The organism is Sulfidibacter corallicola, assembly GCF_017498545.1.
In the GTDB taxonomy this organism is placed as follows: domain Bacteria; phylum Acidobacteriota; class Holophagae; order Acanthopleuribacterales; family Acanthopleuribacteraceae; genus Sulfidibacter; species Sulfidibacter corallicola.
The window spans coordinates 1,579,785-1,598,184 of the sequence record NZ_CP071793.1 but is presented as its reverse complement, the minus strand read 5'-3'; the positions used below and the strand labels follow the sequence as shown (position 1 = coordinate 1,598,184).

Genomic DNA, 18,400 nt, shown 5'->3' with positions numbered 1-18,400 from the left:
TCAGGAGCTCCGCTCCGATTTGAGTTGGTAACCGACTCCCCGCTGGGTGTGCAGGATGCGCGGCTCTCCCTCTTCCTCCAGCTTGGTGCGCAGCTTTCGAATGTGCACGTCGATGAGGTTCGAGGACACATCGAAGCAGAAGCCCCACACCTGATCGGCGATGATCGAGCGGGTCAGCACCCGTTCGGGATGGCGCAGGAACAGCTCCAGCAACTGGAATTCGCGGGGCGTCAGGTCCAGGTGACGCTCGCCGCGGGTCACCTCACGGCTGAGCGGATCGAGCACCAGGTCGGCGAAACGAAGGCGGTAGTCGGTCTCGGGCTGGGCGCGCCGCGTGATGGCCCTCAACCGCGCGATCAGTTCGAGCAGGGAAAAGGGTTTGGTGAGGTAGTCGTCGGCACCCTGGTCGAGCCCGGCCACGCGATGGTGCACGTCGCTCATGGCGGTCAGCATCAGGACCGGCATCGAGATGCGCTGCGCCCGCAGATCGGCGAGAAAATCCAAACCGGAACGTCCTGGCAGTCGCCAGTCCAGGATCAGGGCGTCGAAAGGACCCATATCCAGCCAGGCGCGGCCTTCTTCGGCATCGCGGGCGCATTCGACGCCAAAGCCTTCCTCGCGAAGGCCGCGGGCCAGCGTCGCGCTCAGTTGTGCATCGTCTTCCACGATGAGGACCCGCATGGCCAAACTCCTCGAACGTTGGGTTCTCATTTAAGCGGTGCTGCATCGGGTGCGTCAAGATACTCCTCGAAGCATTTTGAAGTGGCTTCTCGGAATCGGAAGGTCCTGGTTTCAAGCGGGTATCGGCAGTCAAGCACCAGGTGCCCGCGAATCACCTTTAAACAATCGCCTCGCTGGTACCTGAGAGCTGGTGCCGTACCCATCCAACCAAAACCATCTGTGAGGCGGCAACCATTCCGTTTCCAGATGGGGGCACCGATCTCACGGAGAAGGACAGGGGTTGGCTCCAAAGCCAAAGTTCTCAAAAACAACCAACACAAGCAAATCGACTTAAACAGTTCACAACAAACTGGATAGAACTCCGCGCCATCCGCGCCCTCGGTGGTGGAAATCCGAAGTCATCACCAATCGGGAAGGAAAACCACCTTTCGCGCGCACGTCCACTCCCCATTCAAAACCGGATGCCCCACTGCACGATCGGCGCGAGAGAGAAATCATCCTCCTTGTCTTTCCCCGAGACGCCGATCCGCCCCACGAACCGCTCCGATCCGGACAGCCAGGAAAGTGTCGCTTCCAAAGCGATGCCACTGTGCGACTCTTCCGGTTTCGGTCGACCGAACAGACTTTTGCGCGCGTCGACCTTCTGGTTATAGCCACCCACGCCAAAGCCGAACACCAATCGCCTGCCGGGGCGACGCACGTCGATCTTCGCCAGAACGTAGGTGCTGCGCGAATCGAAGCCGTTCGCATGGACCAGGGAAAGCGAAGGACGCATGCCTTGTTCCCCGCGCGGGAAGCCCAAGTCGAAATTGACCGCCGCATCGCGGTATAGCCCGAATTGAAAGACATGCCGTGCTCGAGAACCCGCCAATCCGCTTTCTTTTTGCGATCCGCCATCGGCCCCGGCATCGAGCTGGGCCAAGGCCGCAGTCGAACCACCCAAGCCCAACAACAGAACCAGCCAACCTTGAATCAAGACCCTTTTCAGCATCGCATCCACCTTCTTCGTCTTCGTTGGTGGAAGGGTGAATCCCTTCCGGCTCGTGTCGAGACGAGTTTAGGCAGGCCAAGGTGACCTCTCCCTGAAGGCCACCTGAAGATTTCTTCATGTTGGTAGGGGCGACACGTCAATAGAATTAGGTGTGTTTTACCTCTCGATTCTCGGCCATCAACAAAAGTGAGACTTGCTGTTTTACTCGAAAACAGTATATTAATGACACAGGGCACTGACCAGGTTAATTTGACCACGAATAAAAATTATATTTTTTCAAATTCCCTGATCCAATCCGACCACATCTCTCGCATGTTAGAGTAGAAACCCTCCTCCCCAAAATAAATTCAAAGCCGCAAGAAAATGACACACACAGTCTTTAACCCACCAACTTTCAATGCTTTATATTCAAGACCATCGCTTGGCGATTCTCTTGAGGTGGGGTTGTTTTCCAAGGCGGCGAGCAGTTTGACCGGACTACGGCACCATGCCCATGCCGAGGCGCGAGAGTTATCCAGCGGCCCCGACTCAATGTATTATATTTTCATTTATTTCAACTCCACGGCACAAGCCAACTTCTCAACCCTCTGCGCGGTTTTTCCTCATATAGTATTAAAAGATCATACGGCAGTTATTGGAAGAAAGAGAGGAGAGAATATGACCTTGCTCTTGTTTCTCATTTTATGGAACCCGCACCTGGATCCCGCGCTTGAAGAAAGAAATTACGAAGAACCGACCCAAATGGCCGAACGTCACGAACCCAAGAATGATGATACACCCACCTTGAGAGATGGATGTACCGTCGGGCAAGGTGGATGCTGACATGTCGATTCTCGAGGGAGAAAGATCATGACTTGTCTTTTGATGTGCTTGCTTTTACTGCAGCCTCACGACCTCAACTTTGGCAAGACGGGGCCCAATTTGGGAACGGTTCACGACACGAGTTTCGGCATGTCCCCGGATGGAGAAATCTTGGTACGAGGCGTGGGTCCGCAGTCGCCCTACGTCTGGGTGTTCGCACGCGATGGGTTCTTGAGGAAGCGTATCGATTTAAAGAGAGATCTCCCCTCGCAATACGATCATTCGTGGATGGTCGCCAAAGTGCTGAAGCAAAAGCTGCGCGGTGAGGACGACTCCGATCACTACTTTGTCAGTTGCCTTAGGTTGGGCGACGGAAACGGCGGGTTGAATCGAAGGATCTTCGCCTTCGACAAGCATTTCCAATTCGCCGGAGTTTGCCAGTTAGGCGACATGAAGAAAACGATCGACCAACGGGAAAAACGACCGGAAGTCACCGGCGCCAAGAACGAACTTTACATTCACAACTATTACCAGCACGACGACATGCTCTTTGTCCAGAACCTGTGGCATGATCCCAAGACCAAAAACTGGCACAGCCGTTGGGACAAAGTGGAAATCACACGCGCAGACGATGGCTTTCGGTATCGAATGGTCGACGAGCCAATCCTGCTTCGTGTCTATCCCGACACGAAAATCGACAGCTACCTCAATCTGGAGTGGTTGAGTTTTTCGAAACAGGCCGATCAAGTGTTCACGATTAAAGAATTCGAACCCGTTATCGAGCGATACTCCTTTAGAGAGAAAAATTTGAAGAACGAGATCGGGGACATTAATCTCGTACTCGATAATTACTATCCCTACTGGGCATACAACATGAACAAAGATCAATTCGACGAATACTCCAAAGAAGCGAGATCCAAATTATCGACCATCGTGGGAATGTATCCTCTGGAGAGCGGGAATTTTTTAATTTCCTATGTTTCCCACTTTGATTCCGACCGCGAATTACTGCTGCAAATCGTGGATCCCTTCGGTGAAAAGGTCGGCCCCCCCGAGAGTTATTTCAACGGCTATTTAGCGGGTGTCAAGAATGGTGAAGCATATATCGTTGCTGGCGAGACAAATGCCAGAGGCAAAACGAGCTGGTCCCTCGAAGTCCAAGCTTTCCCCTGATTACGGAGCAAGTAGATAGCCAGCCCGGTTTATTCTCCTAACCGAGAAGAAACCGGGCTTTTTCGTTTTCAACGGCACTCCTGGACAGAGGAACCGGAACTGGACGCCAGCCCGAAAGGAATGTTTCCAGTGCTCCTGGGACGATCTTCCATTCGAATCATCAAAGGAGCGCTCGATTACCCGGAGGTAAGTGTTAAATTCAATCTCATAAGAACCAAGCTCTCCCAGAAAAGCACCTCATTACAGGATATTCATTAATGAACAAATATCTCAAACATCGGTGGATGATCCTTATCCTTGTGGTTATCTTCGGGTTGACCGCCATTAGCGCCATTCTTTTCGTAAATACCACCAACGGTTTAACACAAAACAAGTTGCAACAGGAATTGGCACTGAAAGCGCTCACCGAGCAAAAGAGAGAGGCCGCCAGGCTCCCGAGCAAGACATTGGAGGATTACCCGGGATTGCTGTCCAAAGGCGCCGAGTGGGCCAGAAAAAATACGCCCGTAAAATTTGGTGAGTATCAGTCGGCGCTCTTGGCCCAAAGAATGGCAGTAGAGCAAGCCAATGAGCGCTATTCAAAAAGCTCGAAAGAGTTGATAGCCGAAGAGCTCCGCCTACGAGGCAAACAGCCATATCACTTAGCTTACCTGATAATTGCATCTTTTCTACTCATCATCACTGTCTCTGTCTTCATCTACTTCGTTCAATCTCGTACTGCGGACATCGAACCAATAAATCCAGATTCGTCAATCAGCGCCTCCAACGCAGGTGATACTCCAAAACAGACAGGTACTACTTCCAGTGAATCTCGAAGAACAACGGATATTGGTCAAACCATCTGTCAGAGGCTTGAGCGAGAAATACAGAGACTGAACTTCCATGCCTTAATCAACCTGGGCATAGGCCTACTTGTCGCCGCTTTTGGCTTGTGGTTCTTCTGGTACTATGGTTCTCTTACCGATGACACACTTTCTCTCAGAGGTATCATAGAAAATATTAACTTGGGTGATACAAACTTGCTTATTTTGTTCTTGTATGTCTATCTCCCTAAAGTCGCTTTTTCCGTTCTCGTAGAGATACTTGCGTTTTTCTTTCTCCGCCTGTATTTGCAACACTCATCGGACATCAAGAACTTTCAACACGAACTGACCAATATGCAGGCGCGACTACACGCTTTGGAAGTCGCACAAAAAGACCAGAACCATGCCGTTCTCAATGTTGCGTTGAAAGATATGGCAACCACCGAGCGGAACTACGTCTTGTCCAAGGGTCAAACGACCGTCGATCTGGAGAAAGCCAAACAGAACAAGGAGCTCGTGGACAAGATCATCGAAATGGGGCAGAAGTTTTTGCTGATGAAATCCAAAGGCAAATGACGTCACCTGGGTTCTTCGGCCAGGCGCGCGATCGAAACCCATCCAGATCGCTTCGACCGGATGACGCCCAACGGCTACGATGTTGGATAAAACCGACGTTGGGATCGCTTTCGAACGAGCAACCGGCAACCGCTTTCAGGCAGAAACGACATACGACCCGAAACGGCGAGCATCCGTGCCATTTGCATAAGGGCCCCGAACCAGCGGGCATACCCAACCCGATGTCGAGAAAGAACCGCCATACCTGGTTTCCGGCGAAGGGCCGTGGGCCATTTTCAAAGTAAACCCAGGCACCCATGAAAATCCAAACCCAGGAGCGAAGGAGCCACCCCAGCCTTGCTTTTCCTGACTCCGGAAATTCCCAGATTCCTGATAAAAATTCGACGACGGCGAGACCCATCTCAGGTTGAATGCACCACTTGTTTTCAAGAGAACTCCAAACCAGCGAACATAACCTACCGCCCCTGCTAAATCCGATCTAGCACGACACTTCTCTCGGCAATTGGGTGCCATCCGTAATTTTTGGTGGACAATGCAATATTTAACTTGTAGGCTACGTTTTGTTTCAACAAGTAACCTAGCGGTTAAATTTCATTCTCGAGGTGAGCTATGAGCCATTCCGAACCACTGGCCATCGGCGGTTACGATCCCGTCGCCTTTTTCAAAGCCGGCAAACCGATCAAGGGTGCCGCGGACCACGAACTCAGTTGGTCGGGCAAACGCTGGCGCTTCTCCAGCGACGAGCACAAGCGACTGTTCGCCCAAAACAGTTCAAACTACGCACCGAGCAACGAGGGGAACTGTTCTTTTGCCAGCGGGTTGGGCGTGAAGACGCCACCCGCCGGCAACCCCAGACACTGGGCCGTCGTGGACGACAGGCTCTTTTTGAACGCCAACGGCCTGGCCCATGTCTTGTGGAAACTGTGCTTCGCGCCCCGAGGCCGGTTGAAGCGGCTCGTCCTGCTCTCGGTCGCCTTGCTGGTGGTGCTGGCGATACTCGCGGTGAGTTTCGCCAAGGCCGAGTTGCCCGAACCCGCCGCAATGGTCGGCGAGCATGCCCAGGCGTTCCTGACACCGATCACCCAAACCGAAACGGGCCTCGCCATCGACGGCTACGACGCCGTCGGGTTTTTCACCGAGGGCAAGCCCCGGAAAGGCGATCCTCGATTTCCGCACCATTGGCAAGGCGCCACCTGGCTGTTCGCCAGCGAACGAAACCGCGAGGCCTTCGCGGCCGAGCCTGCCAAATACGCACCCCAATTCGGCGGTCATTGCAGCTTTGCCGCCGGCTTGGGTAAACTGATGCCAGGCGACCCACTGCACTGGAGCATTACGGACGATCGCCTGTTTTTCAATGCCAATGCGGTGGCGGCCACACTGTGGCGCGTCCTACCCGACCGCCCGAGCGCCGCCTACGAACGCTGGGAACACCACAAGGATGTCAATTGACCTATCGGCTGCAGGGGATTTACACGGCGATCGCCGATCCCTACCGACGCGAAATGATGGATTTGCTGTATGAAGGCGAGTTGACGGCCGGCGAACTGTCCGACCAATTCGATATCTCGCGACCGGCGGTCAGCCGCCACCTCAGCATTCTTCAGGACAGCGGTCTGGTCACGGTCAGCAAACGCGGACGCCTGCGGGTCTATCAATTGAACCCCGATCCCCTGTCCGAGGTCTTCGATTGGCTCCATAAATACGAACGCTTCTGGGACGAAGGCTTGTACCGCCTGAAGTTACTGGCCGAGGAAGCGGCCAAAAAAGCGAAAGCGGAGAAACCCGGCGTCGACGATCGGCCGTGACGGCATATGTGTAAGGAGTTGGTTTTGAAGGACATTCGCAAGAGGGTGGTCATCGAAGCGGATATCGAGTTGGTGTGGTCGTTCGTCACCCAATCGGACAAGATCGCCATGTGGCTGATGCCCAACGATTTCCAGGCGAAAAAAGGGCACGCATTCACGATGCAATGCCAGGTTAAGGACGGCTCGCAGGGACACATCGAAGCCCAGGTCCTGGAGCTGGATCCACCCCAATGGCTGGTGTACAGTTGGCTGATCGCGGAGCCGCGGCTACAGACCCAAGTCAGCATCCGGCTTTCCGAGGTCCGCGGCGGCACGGAGCTGAACCTGGTCCACTCGGGCTGGGAGCCGCTGGGCGAAGATCCCGAAGGCCTGCGCGAGCTCCACGATTCGATCTGGAGCCAGCTCCTGGGGGAGAAACTGCGCGGATTGATATGCGGAGGGGGGAGATCGTAGGTTTTTTTTCCGGTAATTGTTGCTTGGATTTTTTACCACAAAGTTCACGGAGAACGCGGAGTCTCATCACGCGCATCGCTACATCACCCAGACAGGAACTACCTACCGAGCCCCGTATGAGAGAAGACAAACTTGCAACACGTTCTCATCCACAACAAACCCATTACTTTCAGCATTAACAAGATTCACTAGCTTTCTGTTAGTATTTTTTCATCAAACCATTATCAGCTATCTTTTCTCTACCTTTATTTTTCGTTTGATTCAGTAAAATAGTGTTCACTTATGCATCCTGGCGGGATTCGATATCTATTTTGGCATACTACCCAGGTTGCGTGATGATTGGCGACGCTCTTCCATGGCATACTGAACGGGAACACCTCCAAATAATGCTCCATGAGCCATGCAAGGCCTTCCCAGGAGCGCTGACCCGCGTTTTTGCACGATTGCATTCACCCGAATCGCACACTTTTCGGTATGACCCTCCGTTAATTCTGGGTACTCTCTTGTTACAAAATGGTACTTTTAACCTGAGCTGGATCTTGCCGTCGTCAAATCTCGATCAGGAAGGCAGGAATGATCGAATCCAGGAAAAGCAGGACCATAATATGTCACCAATGCCGATCCTTTCCTGGTTTCCAATCCTCTTGAATTCCTGCTTAAGTTTTTGAATGAATGACCCATGGCCCTTCGCCAGAAACCAGGTAGGGTGTTTCTTTCTCGAATTCGAGTGGGTATGCCCGCTGGTGCGCGGCTCTTATGCAACAAGCTTTGTAAAACTCGAATATAAAGTAGAAATCCTGATTTGATGAAATGGTCGAAAATTCCGCAAAAATGTCGGCCAGGCGGCCTGGGCGGCGACTCTGTGGTAAAAGATTCTTAACTCCACCAACCCAGTCGGGCCATGTAAGCCTTCCGATCGAAGGAGCGATCCATGAAACCCAGTTTCGATATGTTCAAGCTACATCATTTCATCCTTCGCCAAATGGTCGACAAAGGCTATCCGCCGAGCATCACCGCCATCACCCACAAATTCCGACGCATGCGCGAAGACGTCATCCAAGAGCTTCGCGGCCTGCAGGGCTACCACGGGATCGTGCTGCATCCCCGCAGCCATGAGGTCTGGGCCATCCACCCCTTTTCCGCGATGCCCACCAATTTCCTGGTGCGACAGGGGAAGCGCGAATGGTGGAGCAATTGCGCCTGGTGTTCCCTGGGTGCGGCCGAATTGCTGGGCGGCGATGTCACCATCACCACCACGCTCGGCGCCAACGGCCGCCAGGTGCAGGTGCGGGTGGTGGAGGGCGAACTGCTGGATTCGGCGTATTGCGTTCACTTCCCGATCCCGATGGAGAACGCCTGGGACAACGTGATCTTCACCTGCTCGACCATGCTGCTCTTCGACAGACCCGATGCGGTGAAGCCCTGGTGCAAACGCCACCGCATGCCTCAGGGCGACATCCAACCCATCGCCAAGGTCCACGAACTGGCCAAGACCTGGTATGGTCGCCACCTGGATCCCGACTGGAAGAAGTGGACCCTGGAGGAAGCCAAGGCCATTTTCGAGAACCTGGGGCTCACCCATTCGGTGTGGCACATCCCCGAAACGGACGCCCGTTTTTAATCCCGGCCTTCGACAAAAAAAGGCCGATCCGTGGCGAACCCACGAACCGGCCCGCAAAAAGGTCTAGGACGTATCCCCGAGAGGAGTAGGGGATCTCATCGCCGGAGGCTCATTGGCGCGCCCAGAGCGCGGGCGTCGTGGGAGGCTCCCACCCGGGATAGGCGGTATGCGTCTGCAGGCAGCGGTAGCTGACGCCGTCGTACAAGACCATGTCACCGACCTGGTAGAGCGTGTAGGGTTCCCAATCGGTCTCACCGGTGCCGGTATCGATGACGACCGTCTTGCTGACGGAGTCCGTCATGCCGTCGTTGTCGGTCACCTCCAGCGTCACGGTGTAGGATCCATTGGCACCGTAGGCATGTTGCGGATTCTGCTCCGTCGAGCTGGCGCCGTCCCCGAAACGCCAAAACCAGGCGACGATCTGACCGTCATCGGTGCTGTTGTCCCGGAATCGGGCGGTGTTGTCGGTGACCCGTACATCGAAATCGGCGTTGGGCGCGGTGCCGCCGCCTCCCGTGTCCCACGACACGGTGAGCGTGACGCTGTCGAAGGCGGACCAGGCGTGCAAACCGATGAAGTACTCCCCGTTTCGCGGTGAAGGAATCGTGACCTCTTCGTTGCTGTCCGGGCTGGTGGACCGGCCGTCGTTGTCACTGGTACTGGGCCGGCTGCCGTACTTCACGTAGATATCCGCATCCCCGTTGCTGCCGGTGGTCGCGACGATCAGGTTGTCGTCGGCCAAAGTCGCCACCGTGTTCTGAATGACGACCTTGTACCACCGCCACGTATCCGTCGCGGAAGACACCGTCACCGACTCGCCATTGGCGAGTTCGACGTCGCCGCCAGGATCGCTGGTGACCGTTACCGATTTGCGAACCGTGTCCGTCATGCCCTCGTCATCGGTCACGGTCAGCGACACGGTATAGGTGCCGGCCGCGGCGTAGGTGTGGGAAGGGTGCTGGAGCGACGAAGACATCCGGTCACCGAATTCCCAGGCCCAGGACACGATGCGGCCGTCATCCGTGCTGGCGTCGCGGAAGCTTGCGGTCAACTCGTTCGTGGTCACCGAGAAGTCCGCACTGGGCGGCGTGCCGGTGGTGGTGCAGCCGGAAGGCGCCGTGACGGTGATGCAGACGGCGCGGAAGGCGGCCACCACGTCGTCACAGTTGTAGCCCAGCTCGGCGGCGGCATCCAGCGCCCCTTCGGCACCACGTTGGAAATTGCTGCTGGCGGTCCAATAGGCCTGATTGGCCTTGACGAACACGTCGAAGGCTTTGCGGGCATCCCATCCCGACGTCGTGGCCAAGGTGTAGTAGGCCTTGTTGAAGACACCGCTGCTGTGATGGACGTCCATGCCGCTGCGGTAGTCGTCGGCACACCCGATGGAGCGGCCGTCACGCGGCGGGTCGTCCATGTACCGCATGGCGCGCCCCTGCTGCTTCATGATGCGCGAGCCGATGTACCAGTCGGTTCGACTTCCGTCGAAATGCTCACAGGCCTTGCCCGCCATATCCGAAAACGCCTCGTTGATGCCGCCGGACTGGCCGCTGTAGGTGAGGTTCGAGTTCTGTTGGGTGAAGCCGTGACTCACCTCGTGACCGACGACGTCCAAACTGACGAGCGGGTGGAAGGTGTTGGCGCCGTCCCCGAACGTCATGGCCCGCCCGTCCCAGAAGGCGTTTTCGAAGCCGTTGCCGTAGTGGACGCGGAGCTCCAGGGTCTGGGTCAACGGCGGACTGCCGTACCAGGTGTTGTACAGGTCGAAGACGACGCCACCGCCGTAGTGGGCGTCGTTGAGCGGGCTGTAGGCACCGTTGATTTCCTTGTGGGTGTTCTCGTCACAGGTGAAGCTGTGAACGCTGCCACCGCTGGTGGCGTGGTTGAGGTCCTTGGTGATGTGGCGTGAAGTGCGCATGGTGCAGGTACTTCCGGAACGCGCCACCTCGAACGGATCGTAATCCCGCCCGTAGTAGATGCGACCCATTTTCTGGTTGCCGCCGGGACCGACCCCATCGGCGGTCATCAACCCTTCGAAGAAGAAGAGTACGTCTCTCGTGGCGGCATCCAGGATGTAGGTCGGCAGGGTCGGGTCGCCGGAGGTGTCGTCGGAGAAGAACCGCACGGCGTAGGCGAGGACCGGAGTCGTTTCATCGACCATATAAATGACCAGCTCACTCGATTCGTCCCGGAAAAAACGGCCGACGAGCCCCTGGCCGTGATGCAGCTCCTTGGCGTAGGCCAGCGCCTCGGCTTGGCCATAACCCGCGGCGATCCGCCGCAGCTCGACATCGACCTCCGTGGCCATGCGACCATTGAGCGCATAGATGCTGCCGTCCGCATGGGTCGCGACCAGGACTTCCTCACCCCAGACGGGCACACCTCGATAGTACTGGCGATAGCGGGTATGGGTGATGCCGCTTTCGGCGATGTGTTCGCGAACGAAACGCAGCTCGTTCCCTTCGGGGAGCCCGAGACTCTCGGCGAGGTCCCCCGCGTGGAAGCGCTGTAGGTCGAGGGGCATCTCGGCGTTTCGCAAATTCACCAAATCCGCCGAAAAAAGACTGAGTTGACACAGGATCGCAATCCATACGATCAGGTTAAGTTTATAAGACACAGTAAGTTCCTCCGTTCTAACTTGTAGAGCTCAGCTAGGGCGCACGAGGACCCATCGCGAACTCGGAGCATCCGCGCGCTTCCCACGATCACCGCGCGGGAGATGATGTGTTGAGAAATCAGAATATTCTTGGGTGGGGGGTGGAGGGCATCGCCGTAAGGGCAATCTCCAGGACAGGGCGCATGAAGCCACGAAGTACACATGAACCGCGGAACGAGGGCCAGGATCCGCAACGAGGGCATTCGGGTGGTCGCTCGCGGGCCCGCGCCGCCCCACCCTTCGCCGGTCTCCTGAGCTTCTTCCCGCTCGTGGACGAGCGAGATTCACCCTGCGCTGGAGACGGGCTCCAGGCACGGGGAAACGGAAGCGTTCGTCATCGGGACGGCCGCGTCGACAGGTCGAAAACCGGGGCCCCGAGGGGCGGGTAGCAGCCGGTTCACATGCTGGTCTGTTTGTTACGGACGTTCAGGGAACGAACGCCGCGTCGAGATGCAGCGTGGCATCGTTCGTCGTCGTGAACCGGGACACCGAGCAAAAAAGTCGCGCGCAAAGACAGCCTATTTCGCTGAATTCACCCATGTTGCCAGCGAAAAAGGGACGCGCGCCCAACACAACCTCCTCCTGATTGGAATCATCCAATCCACGCGTCATGGCGGTGCAATCACGAGTGAGGCCAAGGCCTTCGTCGGATCGAACCGGACCGAGAACGAGCTACGGTGGGACATGGGCAGGCTGGGCAACATGAAACGATAAACGGTAAAAAACCCGATGGTGCTGCGTATGGGAGAGAGCATAACAGCGGTTGCGGAGAGGGACAAGCCAAAATGTAAATTCATTGAAAAAACTAATAAATTCCAAGTTTGTTCGAAGCGATGGAATCGTGGACACTCCCGGGTCCACAGATCTCCACCCAACTCACAGCGGCTCACACCCTCAAAAAACCATGTCACAAATTAACAACAGCAAACAAACCACTTATAAGTGACACCCATTTCTTGCCTGGACTGTGCGACGGGCCGAAGCAAAACTTCGGCAGGGTCGATGTGCCAGCAGAACCGGCACTGAGCACTACTTACATTTTGTTTACACATCAAACTTATATATCACCCGCATGAGTCGTCCCCAGTTTGGGCCCATTCCAAGAAACCATCTCTCTGGCCCACCTTTGACTATAAGAAGTTGGTCCCCGAATCACATGGATTGACACGATTGGAGGAACCAACCTCGGGTCCCTACTCCTCATCAAAGCGTTCAGGTACGCCTGGCGTTCACCCTCCGCGTTCTCTGTGAACTCTCTTGAAACAAAGTGGCGTATTCAACCCGAGCTGGGTCTTGCCATCGTCAAATTTTGATCAGGAAGGCAGGAATGATGGAAACCAGGAAAAGAAGGACTATGATGTGTACCAATTCCGGTCCTTTCCTGGTTTCCGATGTTTCTGGGTTCCTGCTAAATTTTTCGGATGAACGACCCATGGCCCTTCGCGAGAAACCAGGTGGTCTGTTTCTTTCTCGAAATCGAGCTGGGTATGCCCGCTGGTTCGCGGCTCTTATGTAACATAACTCTGTAAAGCTCGAAGATAAAGATAAAAACCTAAAAAGGCGGATGTGCGGGGAGTTCGTCGAAAAATGTCGGCCCGGCGCCCTGGGCGGGCCCGGCACCTACTGCCACGACGCCCCTCTCACAAATGCGGGAACTCCCAAACGATTCGCTTCGATTGGTTACCCACTTGAAACCCGGTGGTCCGGCAATCCGGCCCCCGGCCTGGGCGGCGACTCGGTGATGAAAATCCGCCGTCACCGCTGTCCGAGAAGAAAAACCACCGCGATGGCTGGTGTCCAGCCCGAAACGTTTTTTCTCCCGATCGCGATGTCAGGGTTTTCCCTTTCCCCTGGAGAAATTAGAATAAAGCGAAATCGGCCGTATTCGCTTTTTTGCGGTGGAGTCCCCTCGAATAACCACCCATTGGGATGTGACGGCCACCCCTGCCACGGCCCCGGGCGATGGACACAGGTTCGGGCGTTGCGGCGTACCGCGACGCATCCCCTCGGGAATTGCCGGTGCGGTTTCCATGTTCCAGTTCGTCGGACCCGGTCCGACCAGAGAGGTTGGCGGCCTTGAAAAAGTCTCGCGACGAAAAGGGTTCCCCACAATCGGATGCGTCACCCGAAGAACGGCCACCCGCTTCGGGTGCCGGTCCGATCGGCCGGGAAATCGACCCCAGACCGACCCTTTCGTACTACGTGCCCTCGGACTCGAGCGATGATGCCGTCGACGAAGACGCCGATTCCTGGGACGACGGCTGGCTCGACGCGGACGGTGAGACGATCGATTCGGACCCGGAGGCGGGAACGAGCGCCCGATTCAAGCCCCAGGCCCTGGAAAACCTGCCCTTGGTAAACCACTACCAGTTGGTCAAATTCCTGGGATCCGGCGCCATGGGCCACGTGTACCAGGCTTACGATCAGCGGTTGAAGCGGGCGGTCGCCATCAAGTTCCTGCACTGCGACGAGCCGGAGCGGGAGGTGCGCTTCATCCGCGAGGCTCGGGCCCAAGCCAGGGTCGATCACCCGAACGTGTGCAAGGTTTACGAGATCGGCGATTGGCGCGGCAGGCCGTACATCGTGATGCAGCTCATTCGCGGCAAATCACTGCGCGAGAAGTCTTCGGACATGACGTTGGAGCAGATCCTGATCGCCGTGATGCAGGCGGCCGAGGGCATGCACGAGGCCCATCGCGTGGGATTGGTGCACCGTGACCTCAAACCCGGCAACATCATGATCGAGCAGGGCGAAGACGGCAGCTCCCACGCGTACGTCGTCGATTTCGGCGTGGCCCGAGCGGAGCTGGAACAGGACCTCACCCTGATCGGTCAGGTCCTGGGCACCCCGAATTACATGGCACCCGAGCAGGCGCGCGGCGATCGGCAGGCGCTCGACCGGCGCACGGACGTCTATGCGCTGGGCGCCACGCTGTTTCGGCTACTCACGGGCAAGCCGCCGTTCGGCAACGATTCGCTGGATTCGGTGCTCGCGGAGATCATCACCAAGGAGCCGCCGAAACCGCGCCTCTTGAACAAGAATCTCCCGGTCGACCTGGAAACGATCATCCTCAAATGTCTGCACAAGGACCCGGTCGACCGCTACGCCTCGTCCAGAGACCTGGCCGAGGACCTGGATCGCTTCCTGAACGGCGATCCGATCGTAGCCCAGCCCATGGGCCGGCTCTATCTCCTGGGGAAATGGGTCGGAAAGCACCGGCTCCCGGTCGGCCTCAGCCTCACGGCACTGGTCTTGGTGAGCTTCACCATGGCGTGGGGTGCCTGGCAGGGCGCCGTCCGCGAGGAGCGGGCGCGGACCCTGACCACCAAGGTCATGGAAATCGAGGCCATGGCCAGGCAAACCTACCTCTCGCGACGCCACGACATCCGCAGTGACCTGGACCGGCTGCGGCAGCAGATGGCCAACCTGGAGGCGGACATTCGGCAATACGGCGCCAAGGGCCATGGGCCCGGTTATTACGCCTTGGGCCGGAGCGCGCTGTCGCTGGGTGAACCGCGCCTGGCTCTGGACCACCTGGAAACGGCCTGGGTGTCGGGTTACCGGGAGCCCCGCGTCGCCTACGCCCTGGGTCTCGCCTATTGCGAGCTGTACCGCCAGGAGTCGGGTCGGATCCAACTCATCGAGGACCGCGAAGAACGCGCGGCGCGCATGACCGAGGTGAACACCCAGTTTCGCACCCCCGCGCGCAAGTACATGTCGCTGGCCAAGGACGCGCCCCTGACCCATCCAGACTATCTCGAGGCGTTGATCGCTTACTGCGACGGTCGTTACGAGCAAGCCCTCGCATTGCTCCGCGTGTCCAAGGCCCAGGCCGCCTGGTTCTACGAAGCCCACAAGCTGGAGGCCGACACCTATCGCGACTGGGCGCGCGCCGTCCACGACGAAGGCGATACGGAAGGGGCACGCACCTTTTTCGACAAAGCGCTGACGGCGTACGATCGCGCCATCCAAATCGGTCAAAGCGATCCGGAAATCTACCGGGCCCAAATGCAGACCCTCCTGAGTCTGATGAACATGGAGATGTTTGCCGGGACCAGCATCGAAGATTACGGGCAACGTTGCCTGCAATTGGCCATCGAGGCCTTGGAAGTGCAGCCCCGGAGCGGACAAACCTGGCTCCTCAAGGCCAAGGCCTATCGCCAAATGGCCCAGCGCCGCCGCGTTCAGGGAGAGGACCCGCTGCCCTTTCTCAAGGACGCCGCCCAGGCGGTGACGCTGGCACAGGAATGCGGCGGTCCCCCCGGGCCCCTGGGCCTGGAATCGGCGGGCATCTACCGCCGTTGGGCGCAGTGGCTGAACGACCGCACCCAATCGCCGGAGGACATGATTCGCCTGGCCCTGGCGGCCCTGGACGGCGTCCCCCCCGATTCACGCGATTTCGAGTACTACCACAGCCGCGGCTCGACCTACCGCATCTTGGCCAAGAGCCTGGTTCGTCGAGGCATACCGGCGTGTGACGATTATCGGTACGCGGTCGAATCCTACCGGCGCGCCATGGACCTGCGCCCCAATCGGGTGCCGGTTCTGAGCAATCTGGCCCTGTGTCTCATGGCCCTTTCGGGCGCGCCCGATTGCAGCGCCAACCCCATCGAGGCCCTGAGCGAGGCCGCCAGCCACCTGGAACGCGCCGTGGCACTCCAGAAAGATCACGTGGTGCTTCGTTACTATTTGGGACGTTGCTACATGCAGTTGGCCCAGGACGGCGACCCGCAATCCGGCAAACTTCACCCCCGGTTCGCCTACAAGGCACTGGCCCAGTACCGCGACGGCCTGGCGCGCAACCCGAAGTTCTTCAATCTCTACAACGTGCTGGGCCAGACCCACCTGGCACTGGCCCGCTCCGACTGGGAGCAGGCCAACCCGCCGGGAACCGATTTCGAAGCGGCCATGGAAGCCTACCGCGCAGGCCTGATCCTGAAACCCCAAAACTGGCGCCTCCAGCTCGGCCTGGCCTACGCCCATTTCTTCCGCGGCAAATACCACGTGCGCCACGATCGCCCTTCCGCGGGTGATTTCGAAGCGGCGCTTTCTCTGATCGATTCGGTGCTGGCGCGGGTATCGTTCGGCGAGGCCCACCTCTGTCGCGGCAGTGTGCATCGCCTGCAGGCGGAGCGCGAGTTGCGGCAAGCCGGCAATCCCGAACCCTATATTCGCCAGGCGGCGGCAGCCTTCCACCAGGTGCTGGGCGCCAACCCGAACCATCCCGAAGCCTTCCGCTCGCTGGCCCGATTGACGACCCTGCATTCGGCATCGAACGGGTTGACGCCAGCCCAGCGCAGGCAGTTCCTGGGCGAGGCCCGAGTTTACCTGGATCGAGCCCTGACACTGCACCCCGACGGCCCCTACTTCCTGCTTGCCGAGGCCCAGTGGTACCTGCAAGCCGAATTGGCCGAGTACGATGCCCCGCACCTACCCGAGCGGGGGCTGTCCCGGATCGACCAGGTCCTTCGCGCCAAGCCCTGCCTACCCGAAGCGCTGGCGCTCGAAACCGGCCTCACCTATTTGCTGAAGGCCCGCGAGACCGGCGACCCGGATCTGCTCGACAAGGCCCGCGCCATGTCGATGGACCTGTTTCGCGGGAACAACACCGGAATGGCGGTGCCGAGCCGTTGAGGTTTGCCATACTTTTTTTGGAGAAAGCGTCGGCAGAAAACGGAGTTCCCTTCATGGAATTGGAGTGAAAGGGACAAAATCCGAAGGGGTCCATCAGCCTGAAGGTGGTGGAGGCAAGGGTCTTTCCCGGCGATTATTTATTCCGGGTCATTGGAAACGGTCAACCGCAGAAGGTTGGAGACCTGCAAAGTGCCCGGATGCTCAGGACCGAGCATTCTTTGCAAAATACCTTGGGCCCGGCGCAAATAGCCTGCGGCGGCCTGGGAATCGCCTTTTTCAAGCAGAATCATGCCGAAAACAGCGCAGTCACTGGCGACTTCGGGATGATCGGCTCCGAGAGCCTTTTCATGGATGACCAGGGCCTGTTTTACCATGGCTTCACCCTCGGACAATCTTGACGTTTCCAAATTGAGCAGACCGAAATGTCGGAACGAATTCGCCATGGCGGGATGATCCCCATCGAGAATCCTTTCTCTAATATCGAGCGCTTCGCGGAAATACAGCTCCGCCATATCAGGATTGTCTTCTGCTAAGGAAATGCGTCCCAGTGCGTCGAGAATCTTGGCAACCACGGTGTGGTCGGATTCCGATTCACTTTCGAATATGTCCCTTGCCTTTTTCAGGTATTTGGTGGCCTCGTCCAGTTTGCCTAAATCCTCGAGTACGGTGCCGAAATCGACCATCACTAGTGCAAGGGTCAGGGGTTCGCAATCCTCCGATTCCTCCAGGATGGGGAGTACCGCTCTCAAGTGTGTTTCCGCCTCTTCTACCTTTCCCAATTTGAGGAGGACTCCCGCAAGTGTTGCTCTCAAGTATTCGACGACATTCAGGTCTTCGGGGAACTGCCTTTTCGCCAGGGCAAGTGTTCGACGCAAATAGTCAACAGCAGCCGTGAAATCGCCATCCAGAACAAGAAAAGCACCTGCCTGAGCTCCCAGCCTCGTTGCGAGTTCCGTTTGGCCCTCCAATTCCGCTGTCGCTCTGGCGAGGAGGTGGGGGGCACAATCCCGGAAGTGTCGTGGATCCTCCTGGTCAAGGGCTAGCATTACCAAGCAGCTCAAGGCTTCCCCTACGACAATTTGAACCATGGCGAGTTCTTGCGGGTCGACCATGCCTTTTACGATTTCGGCGATTAGGGGATGAATCGAATAACCGGCTTCCGATTCCGATAAAAGGCCGTGTTCGCAGAGCGAAGCCAGGGCCATGCGG

The 18,400-nt window shown here is 57.3% G+C and carries 12 protein-coding genes; 8 read left to right on the top strand and 4 right to left on the bottom strand.

The genetic code is table 11. The features are described 5' to 3' along the window. Together J3U87_RS04685 and J3U87_RS04680 are read right to left on the bottom strand one after the other, a co-directional pair. A complete protein-coding gene (locus tag J3U87_RS04685; protein ID WP_237381872.1) occupies window positions 1-681 on the bottom strand; it encodes a response regulator transcription factor in 681 nt (226 codons plus the stop codon). Window positions 682-1,132: 451 nt separating this feature from the next. Then, window positions 1,133-1,672, bottom strand: a complete 540-nt coding sequence (locus J3U87_RS04680) for a hypothetical protein (RefSeq protein WP_237381871.1) — start codon at window positions 1,670-1,672, stop codon at window positions 1,133-1,135. A gap of 444 nt (window positions 1,673-2,116) precedes the next feature. On the opposite strand from J3U87_RS04680, the gene J3U87_RS04675 reads away from it, so the two are divergent. From J3U87_RS04675 to J3U87_RS04645, 7 genes are all read left to right on the top strand, one after another. Beyond that, entirely contained in the window at window positions 2,117-2,494 is a 378-nt protein-coding gene (locus J3U87_RS04675; RefSeq protein ID WP_237381870.1) for a hypothetical protein, read from the top strand. 27 nt (window positions 2,495-2,521) lie between these two features. Continuing rightward, window positions 2,522-3,646, top strand: coding sequence for a hypothetical protein (locus tag J3U87_RS04670; protein WP_237381869.1), 1,125 nt, complete (start codon window positions 2,522-2,524; stop codon window positions 3,644-3,646). A 257-nt stretch (window positions 3,647-3,903) separates the two neighbouring features. Then, window positions 3,904-5,025: a hypothetical protein gene (locus tag J3U87_RS04665; RefSeq protein ID WP_237381868.1), complete on the top strand. Its 1,122-nt coding sequence runs from the start codon at window positions 3,904-3,906 to the stop codon at window positions 5,023-5,025. A gap of 609 nt (window positions 5,026-5,634) precedes the next feature. Continuing rightward, complete coding sequence (locus J3U87_RS04660; protein ID WP_237381867.1) at window positions 5,635-6,474, top strand: YHS domain-containing (seleno)protein; 840 nt, start codon at window positions 5,635-5,637, stop codon at window positions 6,472-6,474. Then, window positions 6,471-6,830 (top strand): ArsR/SmtB family transcription factor, encoded by a 360-nt coding sequence (locus J3U87_RS04655; RefSeq protein WP_237381866.1) that lies wholly within the window; start codon window positions 6,471-6,473, stop codon window positions 6,828-6,830. The genes J3U87_RS04660 and J3U87_RS04655 overlap by 4 nt, the downstream gene beginning before the upstream one ends. Window positions 6,831-6,854: 24 nt before the next feature. After that, window positions 6,855-7,283: an SRPBCC family protein gene (locus J3U87_RS04650; protein ID WP_237381865.1), complete on the top strand. Its 429-nt coding sequence runs from the start codon at window positions 6,855-6,857 to the stop codon at window positions 7,281-7,283. Window positions 7,284-8,214: 931 nt separating this feature from the next. Beyond that, window positions 8,215-8,904, top strand: a complete 690-nt coding sequence (locus J3U87_RS04645) for an alkylmercury lyase family protein (protein ID WP_237381864.1) — start codon at window positions 8,215-8,217, stop codon at window positions 8,902-8,904. Between the two features lie 109 nt (window positions 8,905-9,013). On the opposite strand, the gene J3U87_RS04640 is transcribed toward J3U87_RS04645, so the two are convergent. After that, complete coding sequence (locus J3U87_RS04640; protein ID WP_237381863.1) at window positions 9,014-11,518, bottom strand: M4 family metallopeptidase; 2,505 nt, start codon at window positions 11,516-11,518, stop codon at window positions 9,014-9,016. Window positions 11,519-13,633: 2,115 nt separating this feature from the next. Here J3U87_RS04640 and J3U87_RS04635 point away from each other — a divergent pair. After that, window positions 13,634-17,191: a protein kinase domain-containing protein gene (locus J3U87_RS04635; RefSeq protein WP_237381862.1), complete on the top strand. Its 3,558-nt coding sequence runs from the start codon at window positions 13,634-13,636 to the stop codon at window positions 17,189-17,191. A gap of 137 nt (window positions 17,192-17,328) precedes the next feature. Here the strand turns inward: J3U87_RS04635 and J3U87_RS04630 are convergent, their stop codons facing one another. After that, on the bottom strand, window positions 17,329-18,396 hold the full coding sequence (locus J3U87_RS04630) for a tetratricopeptide repeat protein (protein ID WP_237381861.1): 1,068 nt from the start codon (window positions 18,394-18,396) through the stop codon (window positions 17,329-17,331). Window positions 18,397-18,400 lie beyond the last annotated feature (4 nt).